This is a genomic window from Promicromonospora alba (genome assembly GCF_042654905.1).
GTDB lineage: Bacteria > Actinomycetota > Actinomycetes > Actinomycetales > Cellulomonadaceae > Promicromonospora > Promicromonospora alba.
The window spans coordinates 242,946-259,858 of the sequence record NZ_JBHSFI010000006.1; the positions used below are offsets into that span (position 1 = coordinate 242,946).

A 16,913-nucleotide genomic window follows, 5' to 3' on the forward strand; every position below is an offset into this window, starting at 1 on the left:
TTCCCGGGCTTGCGCGAACCGGGTCCGGACAGCCGTGGGACGACTCGGGGAAAACCCGTATGTGCCGATCTGCCCGTTGTGCGGCGCCGCCTGACGCCGCTACTTTTCGTGAGCACTGTTTCGTCATCACTCACGCATCGCCCGTGACACACCGGAGTGCACGCGCGACTGCCGCTGCTGTGCCCGCCGCGCGGTTCCGTGCGGCGGGAGAGACATGTTCGCGAAGGAGCGTTCGATGCGTCGCACGAGACACCGCACCACCCGCACCGCCCTGACGGCGGTGGCAGCCCTGACCCTTGTCCTGTCGGCCTCGCTCGTCACCTCCGCCGCGGCGGCGCCCAAGGCGTCCGACGGTCGGGCCGCGCCGGCGTCGGGCACCGCTGCCGCGCAGGACGCCGCCGCCCTGGCCGCCCTGACCTGGTCCGACGAGTTCAACGGCGCCGCGGGCAGCGCGCCCAACGGCGCCAACTGGAACTTCGAGACCGGCGCCGGCGGCTGGGGCAACAACGAGCTGCAGAACTACACGAACTCCCGCAACAACTCCGCCCTGGACGGCAACGGCAACCTGGTGATCACCGCCCGCCAGGAGGGCAGCGGCTACACCTCCGCCCGGCTCACGACCAAGGGCAAGGTGCAGCCGCAGTACGGCCGCCTGGAGGCGCGGATCAAGATCCCGCGCGGACAGGGGATCTGGCCCGCGTTCTGGATGCTCGGCGGCCAGTTCCCGGGTACGCCGTGGCCGAACTCGGGCGAGATCGACATCATGGAGAACATCGGCCGCGAGCCCAACCGGGTGCACGGCACGCTGCACGGCCCGGGCTACTCGGGTGCCAACCCCATCACCGGGTCGTACCAGCACCCGCAGAACTGGTCCTTCGCCGACGACTTCCACACCTTCGCGATCGACTGGAGCCCCAACTCGATCACCTGGCTCGTGGACGGCAACGCGTACCAGACCTTCACGCCGGCGAACACCGGCAGCAACCCGTGGGTCTTCAACCAGCCGTTCTTCTTCATCCTGAACGTCGCGGTCGGCGGCAACTGGCCCGGCTACCCCGACGGGACCACGCAGTTCCCGCAGCAGATGGTCGTCGACTACGTGCGCGTGTACGACTCCACGGGCGGCGGAGGCAGCCGCACGGGCACGGTACGGGCGAGCAACGGCATCTGCCTCGACGTCGCGGGGGCCGCCACGGCGAACGGCACGCCCATCCAGCTCGCGAACTGCAACGGCAACACGGCCCAGCAGTGGACGGTCGGCACGGACGGCACCGTCCGCGCGCTCGGCAAGTGCCTCGACGTGTCCGGCGGCGGCACCGCGGCGGGCACCGCCGTCCAGCTCTGGGACTGCAACGGCACCGGGGCTCAGCAGTGGGCCTCGACCAGCGGCACGCTGGCGCTGCGTAACCCGCAGTCGGGACGCTGCCTGCAGCCGGTCGGCCGGGTGCAGACCGACGGCACCCGCACCGAGATAGCCAACTGCGACGGGAGCACCGTCCAGCGCTGGACGCTGCCCTGACCCGTCGCGGTCCCACTCGCCTGGTCACGGCGTCTCGGGAAGAAGGTTCCCTGAGCAAGGTGTGTTGCTCTGCGTAGACGCTGTCTACGCAGAGCAACACACCTTTCCGGGTAGCTGTTCACTCTGGGCCCACCGCACCGGTCACCGGGTGAACCCGCGGCGCTCAAGACGTCAGCGGGCGAGCGCCGCGGCGCCCACGACCGTCGCATTACCCCCGAGCACCGCACGCCGCACCTCGATCAGGTGCCCGGACACGGGCGGCTCCGCGCGCAGCCGGGCCAGGAGCGCGGGCTCCAGCAGGTCCCATGCGCGGGCGAGCCCGCCGCCGACCACCACGTGCCCGACGTCGAGCAGCGCCGCCACCATCAGCACCGCCGAGCCGACGGCGTGCCCGGCGTCGGCGAGCACCCGGACCGCAAGCTCGTCGCCGGCGAGGGCCCTAGCCTCGACCTCCGAGGCCCCGACGTCCGTCTCAACGCCCGGACCGCCGCCGAGCTCCGCGTACCGGCGGGCCACCGACCGGCCTGAGGCCAGCGTCTCCAGGTGCCCCCGCTGACCGCACGTGCAGCGCGCGTCGCCGAACCCCGGCATGTGCCCGATCTCGCCCGCCGCCCCCGCGCCGCGGTACAGCGCGCCGTCCAGCCACAACGCGCCGCCGACGCCCGTGCCGAGCGCGATACCCGCCGCGGACCGGACGCCCCGGACGGCACCCCACGTCGCCTCGCCCACGAGGAACGAGTCGACGTCGTTCGCGGCAACCACCCGCAGCCCCGTCCGCGACCCGAACCCGTCCCGCAGGTTGGTGCCCACCCACCCGGTGAACGAGTCGCTCGCCGCGAGCACCTCCCCCGTCCCGGGGTCGACGACGCCCGCCGCGCCGACCCCCACCGCCGCCACCGGTACCCCCGCCGAGGCGACGGCGCGCGCGACCAGATCTGCGGCGACGTCCAGCATCGCCTCGCCGCCTGCCGGCGTCGGCGCGGTCGCCGAGGCGAGCACCGCACCGCCGGGCGCGACGACGGCGGCGCGGATCTTGGTGCCGCCGATGTCGACACCCGCCGTCGGGTCGCCGCTCATGACGTCCGCCGTCGGACCGCCGCTCATCCGACGGCGCCCGAGGCGGAGCTCGGCGCCGGGCCAGAACCCGAGCCAGCACCCTCTGCCGCGCCAACGACCGAGGCGAGCCGCTGCCTGGCCTCGCGCCGTTCACGCTGCGCGACGGGATCGGGCGTCGGCACGGAGGCGAGCAGCTCCGCCGTGTACAGCTCCTGCGGGGCGCTGAACACGTCAGCCGTCCTGCCGCTCTCGACGAGGCGACCCGCCCGCAGCACGGCGACCCGGTCGGTCAGGTCGTGCACGACGCCGAGGTCGTGGCTGATGAACAGGCAGCCGAACCCGAGCTCCGCGTGCAGGTCCTTGAGCACCTGCAGCACCTCTGCCTGCACCGAGACGTCGAGCGCGCTGGTGGGCTCGTCGGCGACGAGGAGTCGCGGCCGAAGCGCCAGGGCACGCGCCAGCCCGATGCGCTGCCGCTGCCCGCCGGAGAACTCGTGCGGGTAGCGGCGCTCCGCCCCCGCCGGGAGGCGCACCGCGTCCAGCAGCTCGCGGACCCGCGCCCGCCGCTCGGCTCCCGACAGCCGCCGCCCGTCGCGGCCGTGGATGGCCAGCGGCTCCGCGATCGACTCACCCACGAGCTTGCGCGGGTCGAGCGACGCGCCCGGGTCCTGGAACACGACGCCGACGTCGGCCAGGAGCCGCCGTCGGGCCCGGCCCCTTGCCCGGGCGACCGAGGCGCCGAGCAGCAGCACCTCGCCCTCCGACGGCGTCAGCAGGCCCAGGCAGGCCCGGCCCGCCGTGGACTTGCCCGATCCGGACTCGCCGACCAGGCCCAGCATCTCGCCCGCCCGTACCGTGAGGTCGAGGCCCTCGACCGCACGCACGTGCCGCCCCTGCACCCGGTAGTCGAGACTGACCCCCCGCAGATCGAGCACCACCTCCCCGGACGACCGCGAAGTAGAGCGTGTGTCCGAGACTCCCTGATCTCGCCGGGGAGACTCGGACACACGCTCTACTTCGCGGTCATCCAGCGAGGCCGGCGGGACCGCCGGGACCGCGGCGAGCAGCGCGCGCGTGTACTCGTGCTCCGGCGCGAGCAGCACCTGCTCCACGAGCCCGTGCTCCACCACTCGGCCGCCGCTCATCACGGCCACCTCATCGGCGATGTCAGCGACCACTCCCATGTTGTGCGTGACGAGCAGCAGTGCGGTCCCCCGCTCGGCGACCAGCTCGCGCAGCAGGTCCAGGATCTCGGCCTGCACGGTCACGTCGAGCGCCGTCGTCGGCTCGTCCGCCACGATCAGGCGCGGCTCGCAGGCCAGCGCTATCGCGATGACCACCCGCTGCCGCTGCCCGCCGGACAGCTCGTGCGGGTACTGCCGCGCGCGCCGCTCCGGCTCGGGGATACCGACCGACCGGAGCAGCTCGACCGCCCGGTCGCGAGCGTCGGCCCGCGGGACCCGCTCGTGGTTCAGCACGGCCTCGGCCACCTGGTCGCCGAGCGTCATGGTCGGGTTGAGCGCCGTCATCGGCTCCTGGAAGACCATCGACGCCACGCGGCCGCGGAGGTCCACCAGCTCGCGCTCGGGTGTGGCGACGACGTCGCGCGACCCACCGCCGTCGAACAGCTCCACCGAACCCGTGACCCGCGCGGTGGAGGGCAGCAGGCCCAGCACGGAGAGCGACGTGACGCTCTTGCCGGAACCCGACTCCCCCACCAGCGCGACCACCCGGCCGCGCCGCACCTCCAGGTCGATGCCGCGGACGGCGGGCACGTCCCCGGACCCGGTGCCGAACGTGACGTTCAGGTCCCGGATGCGCAGGACGACGTCGTCCCCCTGCTGGGCCTGCACGGGCAGCGCGCTCATGCGGTCCTCCCCTTCACGTCGACGACGTCCCGCAGGCCGTCGCCCACGAAGTTCAGGGCGCACACGACGATCACTATCGCGAGGCCCGGCGGCAGGATGAGCCACCAGGCGCCCTGGTAGATGTAGTTGATGCCGTCGTTGAGCATCGCGCCCCAGTCGGTCGTGGGCGGCTGGATGCCCATCCCGAGGAAGCTGATGTAGGCGACGAGCAGGACGGCGTCGGCGACCTGGAACGTCGCGTTCACGACCACGGTGCCGACGGTGTTCGGGATGACGTGCGAGATGACCGTGCGGCCGTGCGACGCACCCATGGCGCGCGCCGCGACCACGTAGTCACGGGTCCGGACGGACAGTGCCTCCGCCCGGATCAGCCGGGCCGGGACCAGCCACGACACCATGCCCAGCACGACGATCATCATCCCGACCGTCGGCCGCACGATCGTGGACAGCACCAGCAGCAGGAAGATCGCGGGGATGGCGATCCCGGCGTCGACCACGCGCATCATGACAGCGTCCACGGCGCCCCCGACGTAGCCGGCGATCGCACCCCAGAGCGTGCCGACCACCGTGGCGAGCACGCCCGCAGCCACGCCGACCAGCAGCGACACCCGGCCCGCGACCATGAGCCGGCCCAGGTTGTCGTAGCCGAGCGCGTCGGTGCCCAGCAGGTGGCCGTCGACGCCGGGCGGCAGGTTCGCGGCGCCGAGGTCCGTCGCCACCTGCTCGGTCGGGTAGACCAGCGGCCCGATCACCGCGAACAGCACCAGGGCCGCGAGCGCCACCGCGCCGACCACGGCCAGCCGGTTCCTCGTGAAACGTCGCAGCGCGGTCATCGTGCGGCCCCCCGGGTGCGCGGGTCCAGGAGCGCCTGGACGACGTCGGCCAGCAGGGAGCCGACGACCGTGGCGACCGAGATGACGAGCACGCAGCCGAGCAGCACCGGGAAGTCGCTGCTCTGCGCGGCGCTCCAGAACAGCAGGCCCATGCCGGGGTAATTGAAGAGCTGCTCGACGACGAGCGCGCCTCCGAACATGACGGGCAGGTAGTAGCCGAGCATCGCGACGACCGGCGTCAGCGAGTTGCGCAGCACGTGCCGGAGCACGACGTCCCGGTAGCCGGTGCCCTTGGCGCGGGCGGTGCGCACGTAGTCCTCGCCGAGGTTGTCGAGCGTCGAGGACCGCATGTAGCGGCTGAACGTGGCGACTATCGGCACGGCTCCGGTGAGCACGGGCAGCACGAGTCCGGCGGGCTGGGACAGCACCTCCAGGACCCCGTTGCCCTGCGGTGCGGCCGCCGGGAACAGCCCGGCGGTCTGGCTGAGCAGCAGGATCAGGAGCATCCCGAGAAAGAATGTGGGGGTCGAGTACGCGACGATCGCGAGGGTCGAGAGCCAGTAGTCGACGGCGCGGTTGCGCCGCACGGCCTGGTAGACGCCGACGGGCACCGCGACGAGCACCGCGACGACGAGCGACAGCCCGGTCAGCAGCAGCGTCTTGGGCAGGCGCAGGGCGATGGCGTCGGCGACCGACTGGTTCAGCAGGTAGGACTCGCCGAGGTCTCCGGTCAGGGAGCGCCCGAGGAACGACAGGTACTGCAGGACAACGGGCTGGTCCAGGCCGTTCGCGGCCTCGAACGCCGCTATCTGCTCCGCGCTGGCCTGCTGGCCGAGGACGCCTCTGGCCGGACCGCCGGGCAGTGCGTGCAGCAGCGCGAACACGATCACGCTGACGACGAGGACGACGACGAGCGCCTGGAACACCCGCCGGAGCAGGAAGCGGCCGAAGCCGCCGCGCTGTGCCCTGACGGGCAGTGGCGCGGCGACCCCAGGTTCGACGGTCCCGCTCTGTGCGGGGATGGCGGTGGTCATGTCAGTCGGCCCAGCTCCAGCGCTGCGGGTGGAAGCTGGCCAGCGGGTCCTGGGTGGTGCCCTCCAGGCCGTTCTTGATCACCGACACCTGGTAGACGGGGTTCGGAAGCCACATGACCGGCAGGTTCTCGGCACCGTACTTCGAGTACTCCTGCATGACCGACGGGTCGGTGCTCTCGGTGGAGTCGTGCATGAGGGCATCGAACTCCTCGTCGGAGTACGAGCCGAAGTTCGACGCCGCCCCTGTGCCGAACACGCGCTCGCCGCTCGGGTAGCCCCCGAAGTACCAGCTGCCTGCCGTGCCGAAGAACGGCAGCTGCCAGTCGCAGTCCGGCTGGTCAGCGGTGCACGGGGCGATGGACGAGAGCACCGTGTTGAGCGGCGCCGACTCGATGGTGACGGCGACGCCCGCCTTGTCGAAGGTGGACTTGATCTCGGCGAACATGTTGTCGGTCTCGGCCGAGCCGCTCTGCGTCAGGATCGTGATCGCGAGCTTCTGGCCGTCCTTGACGCCCTCGCCGCACTGGTCGTCCCCGTCGCCTGGGGCGGTGCACTCGAGCACGCCGTCGGAGCCCGCGGTCCAGCCGTGGTCGGCGAGCAGCGCGGCCGCGGCCTCTGGGTCGAACGGGTACGGGTTCTCCTTCTGCTCGTCGGAGAGGAAGTCGCTCTCGGGGTTCTGCGGCACGGGTCCGTAGCCCGGGAGCGCCGCACCCTTCCAGATGACGTCGGAGATCTGCTCCTGGTCCACGAGGTGCTGCAGCGCCTGGCGCACGTAGAGCTGGCGGTAGACCGGGCCCAGCTCGGGGTGGTTGAAGTTGTACGGCAGGTAGGTGATGGACCAGCCGGCCCACGGCTCGATCGTGTAGTCGAGCTGCTCGTACTGCTCCGGCGCGTCCAGGCCGGTCGTCGGGATGTACCCGTAGTCCACCGCTCCGGACCGGACGGCGTTCACCTCGGCGTCCGCCGACGTGTACGGCAGGAGGTTGACGGTGTCGATGCTCGCGGCGTCGTCGCCGTCGTACTTGCCGTTCTTGGTGAGCTCGACCTGGCCGGCGTCGGTGAACCCGGTCAGCGAGTAGGGCCCGTTGATGGTCTGCCACAGCGGGTTGGACTCGTAGGTGGACAGGTCCTCGCTCTGCGTGACGAGGTAGTCGAAGATTCCCTTCGCGCCCTCGTCCGTCTCGGCGAGCGCCGGGTCGGGCTCGGCGTCGTCGGAGGTCTTGGCCCAGGCGTGCGCGGGCAGCGGCACGATGAGGGTGAGCTGGGACGCCTGCAGCCACTCCGGGTTGTAGACCTTGTCGAAGGTGAGCTCGACGGTCTTGTCGTCGGGGGTCGCGACCTCCGTGACGTTGTCGGGCATGCGGCCCTCGGAGTAGCTGGCCCAGACGTCGGTGTTGGCCTTGACCAGGTCGAACCAGAACTTCACGTCCGCGGAGGTGACGGGCTCCCCGTCGCTCCAGGTGCGGTCGTCCAGCGTGATGGTCGCGGTGCGGCCGTCGTCGGAGAAGGTGATATCGGAGGCCAGGTCGGCCTTCGCGACACGCCCCACCTCACCCTCGGAGCCGTCGTAGGCGACGAGCGGCTCCCAGAGGGTGCGCATGATCGCGGAGTTGTGGGTGGCGAGCTTGCCCGCGATGCCGAGCGGCACTATCCAGTTCGGGGTCGCGTTGGCGGGCAGCGCGTAGTTGACGTCGGTGCGGCCGGCCGCACCGTCCGCCCCGTCCGCACCGGAGGACGTAGAACATCCGGCGAGGAGGGCGACGGCTGCGGCAGCCCCGACGGCCAGCCGTACGGCCCGTACGGCATGCGTGGTGCGCATCTGAGTCTCCTTGGTGTGCAGCGCCGTCGATGCAAGAGCCTCTGATCCTGAAGACTTGATTCGGCGGCCGAATAATCAAGCACCGTAGACGCACTAAGTTCCGCCGATCTACGCGCCATCCGTAACAAGACTGTTAATTCGTCCGCGCAAAAAGCCCCTAGGCCCGGGCAGCGGCAGGCGATGGTGCAGACTCGTGCCGCTAGCTTGTTCCAGGTCCGGCCGAAGTGCGGAGAGCCCTCGACACCGCCGGGCCGCAGAGACGGAGGATGCCCGTGGCCCAGATCGCGCGCCCCCGGGTCGGCGTACCGCGGCTCGAGCGGGAGATTCTCGTGCTCGTGTCGAGCGGCCGTGCCCGGTCCCGCAAGGAGATCGCCGACTCGCTCGGCATCGCGCCGTCCACCGTGTCGCAGCGGGTGCAGGCGATGCTCGCCTCGGGCGCCCTGGAGGAGACGGGCGAGGGCGCGTCCAGCGGCGGACGCCGCCCCCGGGCCCTGCGCGTGCCGGGCAGCACGGGCTACCTCGGCGTCGTCGACGTCGGCGGCACCCACGCGCGCTTCGGCGTCCTGCGGCACGGTGGCGGACTGGACACGACGACGGAGGTGGCCATCGCGATCGCGGACGGCCCGGAACCGGTGCTGACGCAGGTCACCGGGGCTCTGCGCGAGCTGGCGGACACCATGCCGGACGGCGGCCGGCTGCTCGGCGTCGGCATCTCCCTGCCCGGCCCGGTCGACGTCTCCCGGCGCGCCCTCGACTCGCCGTCGCGCATGCCTGGATGGTCGGGGTTCGACGTCGGGACCTGGCTCGAGGACGCCCTGGGCGTCCCGGTCGTGGTCGAGAACGACGCCAACGCGATGGCGGTCGGTGAGCACTTCGGGCACGCCCGCCGGACCCGGCACTCGGTGTCGGTCAAGGCCGGCAGCGCCATCGGCGCCGGCATCCTGGTCGACGACCGGCTGTACCGCGGCGCGGGCGGCGGGGCCGGCGACATCACGCACACCCGCGTCCCCGCCGGGGGCGACACCCCGTGCACGTGCGGCAACCGCGGCTGCCTGGAGACGGTGGCCTCGGGCGCGCACCTGGTGCGGCTCCTGAGGGAGCAGGGGTACGACGTCGCGGCGACCGCCGACGTCCTGCGCCTCGTACGCGACGCCGACCCCGTGGCGACCACGCTCGCCCGGACCGCCGGCCGGCACCTGGGCGAGGTGCTGTGCACGGTGGTCAACTTCTTCAATCCCGGCGCCGTGTACCTGGGCGGCGCGCTGTCCACGCTGGAGCCGTTCGTCTCGGCGATCCGCAGCCAGATCTACGAGGGCGCCCACCCGCTGACGACCCGCGACCTGGTGATCGCGCCGTCCGCCCTGGGCGCAGACGCCAACCTCGTGGGCGTGGGCCGCCTCCTGGAGGACACGCTCGTGCCGCACGCCCTCGCCACCGCACCGGAAGGAACCCGATGACCAGCTCCCGCCCCCGCGTCGCGATCGCCGGCATGTCGATCGAGTCCAGCACGTTCTCCCCGCACCGCTCGGGCTGGGAGGCGTTCACGCTCCGCCGCGGCGACGAGCTGGTCGCGCACTACCCGTTCCTCGCCGACGGCGCTCCCCTGCGCGACGCCGCCGACTGGACCGGCGTGCTGCACGCCCGCTCCCTGCCGGGCGGGGCCGTGCCCGCCGACGTCTACGAGTCCGTGCGCGACGAGATCGTCGCGACGCTGCGCGCCCGGCAGGCCGAGCACGGCCCGTACGACGGCGTGCTGCTCGACATCCACGGCGCCATGACCGTGGTGGGCAGGGACGACGCCGAGGCCGACCTCGCTGCGGCCGTCCGCGCCGCCGTCGGACCCGGGACGCTGATCAGCACCACCATGGACCTCCACGGCAACGTGCCGCGCGAGCTGGCCGAGGTCAGCGACCTGATCACGTGCTACCGCATGGCCCCGCACGAGGACGTGTGGGAGACGCGGGAGCGGGCCGCCACCAACCTGCTGGCCCGGATGCGGTCCGGCGGCGCCCCGAAGAAGGCGTGGCTGCAGGTCCCCGTGCTGCTCCCGGGCGAGAAGACGAGCACCCGGATCGAGCCGGCGGCGTCGATCTACGCGGACGTCGCGCGGGTCGCCGAGCTGCCCGGTGTGGTCGACGCCGCGCTCTGGGTCGGGTACGCGTGGGCCGACGAGCCGAGCTGCCGGGCCGCCGTCGTCGTCACGGGTGACGACGAGGAGACGATCCTGCGCGAGGCCGAACGGCTGGGCCGCCGGTACTGGGACGCGCGCGACGAGTTCGCGTTCGTGGCGCCGGCCGCGCCGTACGAGGAGTGCGTGGCGACGGCGCTGGCGAGCGAGCAGCGGCCGTACTTCCTGTCCGACTCGGGCGACAACCCGACCGCCGGCGGCGCGGGCGACGTCACCTGGACCTTGGCGCGGCTGCTGGCCGAGCCGGCGTTTACCGCGGCTCCTCAGGACGGCGGTTCGGTCCCGGACGGCGACGACGGCGGCCCGATCGCGGACGGCAGCCTGGCAGCGGCCGGCGGCCGCACCGCGATCTACGCGTCGCTACCGGACGCCGCTGCGGCCCGCGAGGTCGCGAAGGCCTGGGCGGAGCACGGCGCGGGCGCCGAGGTCGACGTCGAGGCGGGCGCCCGGGTCGACGACGGCCCGCACGGGCCGGTCCGGCTGCGCGGGGTCGTGGAGCACGTCAGCGAGGGCGACCCCGACGCCGGGATCGTCGCCGTCGTGCGCGTGGGCGGGCTGCGCGTGATCCTCACGGAGCGACGCAAGCCGTACCACCTGGAGTCCGACTTCACCTCGATCGGGCTGGACCCGCGCGGGACCGACGTCGTCGTGGTGAAGATCGGCTACCTGGAGCCGGACCTGTACGACATGGCCGCCGACTGGATGCTCATGCTCACCCCGGGCGGCGTCGACCAGGACCTGCTCCGCCTGGGCCATCACCGCCTGACGACCCCGACCCACCCGTTCCACGAGCTCGCGACCGAACCGAACCTCACCCCCACCCTCCTCTAACCCGTTGAGTGCTGGCTATTTGTTGTCACAGAGGCCCTCAGACAACAAATAGCCAGCACTCAACGGTCGGAGCGGGTCAGGACTGGACTACCAGGGAGAACAGGTCCTTCGGGTCTTCCGGCTCGGCGATGAGGTCGAGGTGCTGGAGCAGCTCCGGCGCGTTCGCCGTCACGTCCTCCAGCACGAACTTCAGCGCGGTCCAGTCCTCCACGGCGAACCCGACGGAGTCCCACACGATCAGCTCGTCCTGGCTCCGGCGGCCCTGCGCGGCCCCCGTGACGACCTGCCACAGCTCGGTGACCGGGAAGTCCGGCGCCTGGTGCTGGATCTCGCCCTCGATGCGGGTCTGCTCGGGCAGCTCCACGAAGACGCTCGCCCGGGCGATGATCGCCGGGTCCAGCTCGGTCTTGCCCGGGCAGTCGCCGCCGATCGCGTTGATGAACACCCCGCCGTTGACCTCGGCGTCGTGCAGCACTGTCGCGTTCTGCTTGTCGGCGGTGCAGGTGGTGATGACGTCGGCGCCGCGGACGGCGTCAGCGGCGTCGACCGCCATGACCACGTCGAAGCCGAGCGCCTTGGCGTGCCGGGCCAGCTTCTCCATGGCGAGCGGGTCGACGTCGAAGATCCGCAGCGTCTCGATGCCCAGCTCCGCGCGCATGCCGAGAGCCTGGAACTCGGCCTGCGAGCCGCAGCCGATCAGGGCAAGGGTGCGCGACTCGGCCGGTGCGAGGTACCGGGCGGCCAGCGCCGACGTCGCGGCCGTACGCAGGGCCGTGAGCAGCGTCATCTCGGCGAGGAACGTCGGGTAGCCGTTGCCGACGTCGGCGAGCACGCCGATCGCCGTCACGGTCTGGAACCCGTTCGTCGGGTTGAGCGGGTGCCCGTTGACCAGCTTGAAGCCGTACGTCGTGTCGTCCGAGGTGGGCATCAGCTCGATGACGCCCTCCTTCGAGTGCGACGCGATGCGCGGCCGCTTGTCGAGCTCGGGCCAGCGCGCGAAGTCGCGCTCGAGCGCGTCGGTCAGGGCGGCGATGGCCGCCTCGGGGCCGCGGCGGGCCACCCAGCGGGCGGTCGCGGCGACGTCGAGGTACGGGACTGTGGTCATCGCTGGGTCTCCTCGGGGGTGAGTAGGGCGGCGGTCGGGGCAAGAGGCGAGGCGGCGTCGTCCGCCGCCGGGCGCAGCTCGAGCGTGCAGCACTTGACCGAGCCGCCGCCCTTGAAGATCTCGGACAGGTCGACGCCGACCGGGACGAAGCCCCGCTCCTTGAGCGCGTCGGCGTAGTCGCGGGCGCGGTCGCTGAGGAACACGTGCAGCCCGTCGGACACGACGTTCAGGCCGAGCACGGCGGCGTCCTCGGCACCGACCAGGATCGCGTCGGGGAACAGTCGGCGCAGCGTCTCCTGCGCGGCGGGGCTGAACGCCTCGGGGTAGTAGGCCACCACGGTCTCGCCGGAGACGGCGCCGTCGTCGAGCACCGAGAGCGCGGTGTCGAGGTGGTAGTAGCGCGGGTCGACGAGCTCGAGCGGGACCAGCTCGATGCCCTGCTCGGCCAGCTCCAGGCGCTCGGCCACCTCGGTGTGGCCGGCGGGCGTGGTGCGGAAGCCGGTGCCCGCGAGCAGCAGCTTGCCGATGAGCAGCAGGTCGCCCTCGCCCTCCATGGTCTCGACGGCCTCGCCGAGCCGGCGGTAGCCCTCGGCCTCGGGCGTGTCGAACCAGCGGTCGTACGCGGGGCCCTCGGCCGCGCGCTCAGGGAACGTGAACCGGGCGGCGAGCGCCCGTCCGCCGACGACGATCCCGCCGTTGGCCGCGTAGACCATGTCGGGCAGGCCGGGCTCGGGCTCGATCACGTCGACCCGGTGGCCGCGGGCCTCGTAGGCGGCGCGCAGCGCCTCCCACTGGGCGAGCGCCTTCGCGGTGTCGACGGGCGACGACGGGTCCATCCAGGGGTTGATGGCGTAGACGACGTCGAAGTACGTGGGCGGGCACATGAGGTAGTGCCGCGGCGTGGCGGTGCGCTGCGCGCTGGTCTGCGTCAGGGGCGCGGTGGTCTGCGTCATGTCGTGAGGCTACGTGCGCACTGATTCACAACAACCATGCTTCCGTTGTGCATTCAGCCACGGTTTCTTGCGCAATCGCGCGCAGTACTGAACGATTCGTTCATGGATGCCGTGAATCGGGCAATCGTCGGCGAGCTGCTGCGCGACGGGCGAGCCACCTACCAGGAGGTCGGCAGCGTCGTCGGCCTCTCCGCACCCGCCGTGAAGCGCCGGGTGGACCTCATGATGGCCCGCGGGGAGATCGCGGGCTTCACCGTGCGGGTGGACCCGCAGGCGATGGGCTGGACGCTGGAGGGGTACGTCGAGATCTTCTGCTCCGGCATCGTCTCCCCTGCGGTGCTCGAGCGCGACTTCGCGCCCATACCTGAGGTGGTCAGGGTCTCCACCGTGACCGGCGACGCCGACGCGATGGTGCACGTCATGGCGTCGAGCATGGAGCAGATCGAGCACGTGGTGGAGCGCATCCGCACGGTCACGCACGTGGTCAAGACGCGCACGGCCCTCGTGATGTCGCGCGTGGTCGACCGTCCGGGCGCCTGACATGACCGGGCCCGGCCCGCTACGCCTTAGGGTGTCCTAACAGGACTTTCCTTATCGGACCGGAGGGCGCCCCCGATGCTCAGAACCACGGTCTCCGACGACGTCGCCGGCTGGCTCGACGTGCTCGGACCTCTCGCGTTCTACCTGGTCGTCTGGGGCCTCGTCTTCGTCGGCACCGCGTTCTTCGTAGGCGTCTTCATCCCGTTCCTCACCGGGGACGGCCTGCTGTTCGGCGCGGGCATCGTCGCCGGCAGCACCGACCGCATAGACATCTGGGTGCTCGCGATCGGCGTCGGCGTCGCGGCAGTGGCGGGCGACCAGGTCGCGTTCCTCCTGGGCCGCCGGTACGGGCGGCCGTACCTGAGCTCCCGGAAGGGTCGCTGGGTGCAGTCGATGGTGGTGCGTACCGAGCGGTTCTACGAGCTGTTCGGCTGGTGGTCGGTGGTCATCGGCCGCTACATGCCGTGGGCGCGCGTGTTCGTCCCGGTGATCGCGGGGATCGGCGGCATGCCGTACCTGCGCTTCCTCACGGCGAACGTGTTCGGGGCGCTCAGCTGGGCGGTCCTCATCACGGTGCTCGGGTACTTCGCGGCGTCGGACCCGTCGGTACGCCCCATCGCGTACGTGGTGGCAGGCGTGGTCATCGCGGCCTCAGTGGTAGCGGGCATCCGCGCCTGGCACCAGGACCGAACGACCCGCACAACTCCCGCGTAGGGCCGCGAGAACGTGGTTGTGTTCGTCGTGGCGGGCCCACCGAACACAACCGCGTTCTCACCCGCTCGCGCCGGGGGATCAAGCGGGCGCGTCGGGGGATCAACCGCAGCGGATCGTGAGCGGCGAGGGTGGGGGCATGCCTTCCCAGAACGTCTCGGTGAGCACCCCACCCGGGGCCGCGGTCAGCCGGCCGGCCGGCACCGCCACCCCTCCGCACCGCACCTGGACACCCGTCGCGGCGCTCTCCTTCGGCATCGCCATGGTGCTCATGGGCGAGTTCCTCCCGGCGAGCGTGCTGCCCGCCCTCGCGGCCGACGTCGGGGTGAGCGAGGGCCGGGCCGGCCTCGCGGTGGCAGCGACCGCGATCGCCGGCGCGTTCACCGCGCCGAGCATCGCCGTGCTGCTCCCCCGGACCGACCGCCGCACCGTGCTCGTCGCCCTGCTCGCGATCGCAGCGCTCTCGAACGTCGCGGTGGCGCTCGCGCCGAGCTTCGCGGTGCTCCTGGTCGGCCGGCTGCTGCTCGGTGTCGCGCTCGCGGGCTACTGGTCGTTCGCCTTCGGCGCCGGCACCCACGCCGTGCCGGGCAAGGATCGCCTGGTCTCGTCCGCGTTGGCGTTCGGCACCAGCATCGCGACGGTGGTCGGCATCCCGCTCGCCTCCGTCGTGGGGGACGCCGTCGGCTGGCGGGCCACGTTCGGCGGCACCGCGGTGCTCACCGCGGTCGCCGCCGTCGCGGTCGCCATGGCCCTGCCCTCCGTCCCGCCCCACCCGGGGGCCGGCCTGCGCATGCTGCGCGCGGCCCTCCGCAACGGGCGGCTCATGGCGGGTATCGCCTGCGTGGTGCTGGTCGCGCTCGGCAACTTCGCCGCCTACCCCTACATCCGCATAGCCATCGAGGACGTGGACCCGGCCGCTACCACGTGGCTCCTGCTCACGTGGGGTATCGGCGGGCTGGTGGGTACCCTGCTGGCCGGCTTCCTGGCCCGGTGGCTGCGGCCGCTGGCCGCCGTCGCGCCCGTCGCGCTCTCCGCCTCGCTCGTGCTGGCGGCGTTCGCCACCTCGGTGCCCGTGCTGGCGGTCGCCATGGTGCTGTGGGGTCTCTCCATCAGCATGATGCCGGTGATCACGCAGCTCTGGGTCACGAGGGTCGAGCCGGAGCGGGCGGAGTCCGCGATGTCGCTCCAGGTCACCGCGTTCCAGGTGGCGATAACCGTCGGCGCCGCCCTGGGCGGCGCGCTACTGGACGGGCACGGCGTCCAGTCGCTGCTGCTCGTCGGCGCGGGTGCGGCGGTCGCGGCCGGCATCGGCTGGGCGGTCCTGCGGGTGCCCCGCACCTGAGACCGGCTGCGGGGCCGGGGCCGGCGGGACCGACGGGACCCAGGGCCGACGCCGGGGCGCGGCCGACCAGGCCTCCGGCAGGCCGGCGGACGACGTCGGCCCGGGCGACGTCAGCCCGTCCGGCGTCGGCCCGACGGGCGCCGCCGGCCCGGCCCGCCACGCGAGCGGCGAGACGCCGTGGTCCGCCGCGAACGCCCGGCTGAACGCCGCCACCGAGCCGTACCCCACCTCGAACGCGACCCGGGTCACCGGGAGACGATCGACGGCGAGCAGCGTGCGGGCCCGGTGCATCCGCACCTCCCGCAGCATCCGCATGGGGCTGTGCCCCGTGGCGCGGCGGAACCGCCCGCTGAGGGCCGAGCGCGACAGGTGCACCAGGCCCGCCATCTCGTCGAGCGTCCACGGCACCTCCGGCCGGGCCGCCAGCTCGGCCACCACGTGGGCGACCGCGGGGTCGGCGGTCGCGGCCCCGGCCCCGGCCCCGGCATGATCGGCACCCTCGGCGCGGGCTACGCCCTGGCCGCCCAGGTCCGCGCCCCCGCCGGGACCCGCCGGTCCGACCGCGTCGTCCTGCGACAGCCTCGACATCGCCGCCCCGATGAGGCCCGCGTAGCTGGACGAGAACAGATCCTGGCTGCACGTCACCTCGAGGGGGCAAGCGGTCACGAGCGCGACGACGCCCCGCTGCCGATCGCTGAAACCCCGCACGATCAGCGGGCTCGGTAGCGCCACGGACGGCACTGCTTGCCACAGGTCGCCGTGCACCAGGTCGGCCTCCACCTCGACGACGAGCCGGTGGGCCGTCCGGGCGTCGACGAGCACCGCGTCGCCCGGCAGCACCCGGCTGCGTGCGCCTGCGGTCTCGAGCGTCACGGCGCCGGCCAGGACCAAGGCCCACAACCCGCTGGACCGGGACGCAGTGGCACCGGCGGGCAACCACTCGCGCTTCAGCGTCGTCATCTGCCACTCCATATGAAGCGGAGCCACGGAAGCGGGTGGGCTATTCCCGCCTGGGCCGATCCGGACGCACGGACCGGTGGCGCGCACTCGGCCGGGCGATCAACAGGGGGCGTCAGAGGATCAAGTGGCCTGCGGACCCTGCGACGACGCTGGA

Annotated in this window: 14 protein-coding genes; 6 read left to right on the top strand and 8 right to left on the bottom strand. The window is 72.5% G+C overall.

The genetic code is table 11. From position 1 onward, the window contains the following. Positions 1-235 precede the first annotated feature (235 nt). Complete coding sequence (locus ACFO6V_RS20730) at positions 236-1,519, top strand: family 16 glycosylhydrolase (protein ID WP_377138751.1); 1,284 nt, start codon at positions 236-238, stop codon at positions 1,517-1,519. Between the two features lie 171 nt (positions 1,520-1,690). Here the strand turns inward: ACFO6V_RS20730 and ACFO6V_RS20735 are convergent, their stop codons facing one another. From ACFO6V_RS20735 to ACFO6V_RS20755, 5 genes are read right to left on the bottom strand one after another with little or no spacing between them, the layout of a single operon-like run. After that, positions 1,691-2,623 carry an ROK family protein gene (locus ACFO6V_RS20735; RefSeq protein WP_377138754.1) on the bottom strand — a complete coding sequence of 311 codons (933 nt, stop codon included), beginning with the start codon at positions 2,621-2,623 and terminating at the stop codon, positions 1,691-1,693. Then, positions 2,620-4,443 carry a dipeptide ABC transporter ATP-binding protein gene (locus ACFO6V_RS20740; RefSeq protein WP_377138757.1) on the bottom strand — a complete coding sequence of 608 codons (1,824 nt, stop codon included), beginning with the start codon at positions 4,441-4,443 and terminating at the stop codon, positions 2,620-2,622. Before ACFO6V_RS20740 ends, ACFO6V_RS20735 begins: the two co-directional genes overlap by 4 nt. After that, the gene (locus ACFO6V_RS20745) at positions 4,440-5,276 is read right to left on the bottom strand and encodes an ABC transporter permease (protein WP_377138759.1); all 837 of its coding nucleotides are present in this window, start codon (positions 5,274-5,276) and stop codon (positions 4,440-4,442) included. Before ACFO6V_RS20745 ends, ACFO6V_RS20740 begins: the two co-directional genes overlap by 4 nt. Next, positions 5,273-6,310 (bottom strand): ABC transporter permease, encoded by a 1,038-nt coding sequence (locus ACFO6V_RS20750; RefSeq protein WP_377138762.1) that lies wholly within the window; start codon positions 6,308-6,310, stop codon positions 5,273-5,275. Before ACFO6V_RS20750 ends, ACFO6V_RS20745 begins: the two co-directional genes overlap by 4 nt. 1 nt (position 6,311) lies before the next feature. Continuing rightward, positions 6,312-8,129 (bottom strand): peptide ABC transporter substrate-binding protein, encoded by a 1,818-nt coding sequence (locus ACFO6V_RS20755; protein WP_377138764.1) that lies wholly within the window; start codon positions 8,127-8,129, stop codon positions 6,312-6,314. Positions 8,130-8,401: 272 nt separating this feature from the next. Between ACFO6V_RS20755 and ACFO6V_RS20760 the strand changes: the two genes are divergently transcribed. Both ACFO6V_RS20760 and ACFO6V_RS20765 read left to right on the top strand, forming a co-directional pair. Further along, the gene (locus tag ACFO6V_RS20760) at positions 8,402-9,586 is read left to right on the top strand and encodes an ROK family protein (protein WP_377138767.1); all 1,185 of its coding nucleotides are present in this window, start codon (positions 8,402-8,404) and stop codon (positions 9,584-9,586) included. Then, the gene (locus ACFO6V_RS20765; protein ID WP_377138770.1) at positions 9,583-11,148 is read left to right on the top strand and encodes a M81 family metallopeptidase; all 1,566 of its coding nucleotides are present in this window, start codon (positions 9,583-9,585) and stop codon (positions 11,146-11,148) included. The genes ACFO6V_RS20760 and ACFO6V_RS20765 overlap by 4 nt, the downstream gene beginning before the upstream one ends. Positions 11,149-11,224: 76 nt before the next feature. On the opposite strand, the gene ACFO6V_RS20770 is transcribed toward ACFO6V_RS20765, so the two are convergent. Together ACFO6V_RS20770 and ddaH are read right to left on the bottom strand one after the other, a co-directional pair. Further along, a complete protein-coding gene (locus tag ACFO6V_RS20770) occupies positions 11,225-12,253 on the bottom strand; it encodes an ornithine cyclodeaminase (protein ID WP_377138772.1) in 1,029 nt (342 codons plus the stop codon). Next, on the bottom strand, positions 12,250-13,206 hold the full coding sequence (ddaH, locus tag ACFO6V_RS20775) for a dimethylargininase (RefSeq protein WP_377138775.1): 957 nt from the start codon (positions 13,204-13,206) through the stop codon (positions 12,250-12,252). The genes ACFO6V_RS20770 and ddaH overlap by 4 nt, the downstream gene beginning before the upstream one ends. A 102-nt stretch (positions 13,207-13,308) precedes the next feature. On the opposite strand from ddaH, the gene ACFO6V_RS20780 reads away from it, so the two are divergent. The 3 genes from ACFO6V_RS20780 (at position 13,309) to ACFO6V_RS20790 (ending at position 15,799) form a co-directional block, all read left to right on the top strand. Next, positions 13,309-13,746, top strand: a complete 438-nt coding sequence (locus tag ACFO6V_RS20780) for an Lrp/AsnC family transcriptional regulator (RefSeq protein ID WP_377138778.1) — start codon at positions 13,309-13,311, stop codon at positions 13,744-13,746. 75 nt (positions 13,747-13,821) lie between these two features. Beyond that, entirely contained in the window at positions 13,822-14,460 is a 639-nt protein-coding gene (locus tag ACFO6V_RS20785) for a DedA family protein (RefSeq protein ID WP_377138781.1), read from the top strand. A gap of 136 nt (positions 14,461-14,596) precedes the next feature. Then, positions 14,597-15,799 (top strand): MFS transporter, encoded by a 1,203-nt coding sequence (locus tag ACFO6V_RS20790; protein WP_377138784.1) that lies wholly within the window; start codon positions 14,597-14,599, stop codon positions 15,797-15,799. Here the strand turns inward: ACFO6V_RS20790 and ACFO6V_RS20795 are convergent. Continuing rightward, positions 15,698-16,759 carry a helix-turn-helix domain-containing protein gene (locus ACFO6V_RS20795; protein ID WP_377138786.1) on the bottom strand — a complete coding sequence of 354 codons (1,062 nt, stop codon included), beginning with the start codon at positions 16,757-16,759 and terminating at the stop codon, positions 15,698-15,700. The genes ACFO6V_RS20790 and ACFO6V_RS20795 overlap by 102 nt on opposite strands. Between the last annotated feature and the right edge of the window lie 154 nt (positions 16,760-16,913).

What these genes read in the sequence shown, in the direction of transcription:
- ACFO6V_RS20795 (WP_377138786.1), bottom strand. Translation starts at nt 16,759, where the DNA reads ATGACGACGCTGAAGCGCGAGTGGTTGCCCGCCGGTGCCACTGCGTCC.
- ACFO6V_RS20765 (WP_377138770.1), top strand. Translation starts at nt 9,583, where the DNA reads ATGACCAGCTCCCGCCCCCGCGTCGCGATCGCCGGCATGTCGATCGAG.
- ACFO6V_RS20790 (WP_377138784.1), top strand. Translation starts at nt 14,597, where the DNA reads ATGCCTTCCCAGAACGTCTCGGTGAGCACCCCACCCGGGGCCGCGGTC.
- ACFO6V_RS20730 (WP_377138751.1), top strand. Translation starts at nt 236, where the DNA reads ATGCGTCGCACGAGACACCGCACCACCCGCACCGCCCTGACGGCGGTG.
- ACFO6V_RS20770 (WP_377138772.1), bottom strand. Translation starts at nt 12,253, where the DNA reads ATGACCACAGTCCCGTACCTCGACGTCGCCGCGACCGCCCGCTGGGTG.
- ACFO6V_RS20740 (WP_377138757.1), bottom strand. Translation starts at nt 4,443, where the DNA reads ATGAGCGCGCTGCCCGTGCAGGCCCAGCAGGGGGACGACGTCGTCCTG.
- ACFO6V_RS20755 (WP_377138764.1), bottom strand. Translation starts at nt 8,129, where the DNA reads ATGCGCACCACGCATGCCGTACGGGCCGTACGGCTGGCCGTCGGGGCT.
- ACFO6V_RS20750 (WP_377138762.1), bottom strand. Translation starts at nt 6,310, where the DNA reads ATGACCACCGCCATCCCCGCACAGAGCGGGACCGTCGAACCTGGGGTC.
- ACFO6V_RS20785 (WP_377138781.1), top strand. Translation starts at nt 13,822, where the DNA reads ATGCTCAGAACCACGGTCTCCGACGACGTCGCCGGCTGGCTCGACGTG.
- ACFO6V_RS20780 (WP_377138778.1), top strand. Translation starts at nt 13,309, where the DNA reads ATGGATGCCGTGAATCGGGCAATCGTCGGCGAGCTGCTGCGCGACGGG.
- ddaH (WP_377138775.1), bottom strand. Translation starts at nt 13,206, where the DNA reads ATGACGCAGACCACCGCGCCCCTGACGCAGACCAGCGCGCAGCGCACC.
- ACFO6V_RS20745 (WP_377138759.1), bottom strand. Translation starts at nt 5,276, where the DNA reads ATGACCGCGCTGCGACGTTTCACGAGGAACCGGCTGGCCGTGGTCGGC.
- ACFO6V_RS20735 (WP_377138754.1), bottom strand. Translation starts at nt 2,623, where the DNA reads ATGAGCGGCGGTCCGACGGCGGACGTCATGAGCGGCGACCCGACGGCG.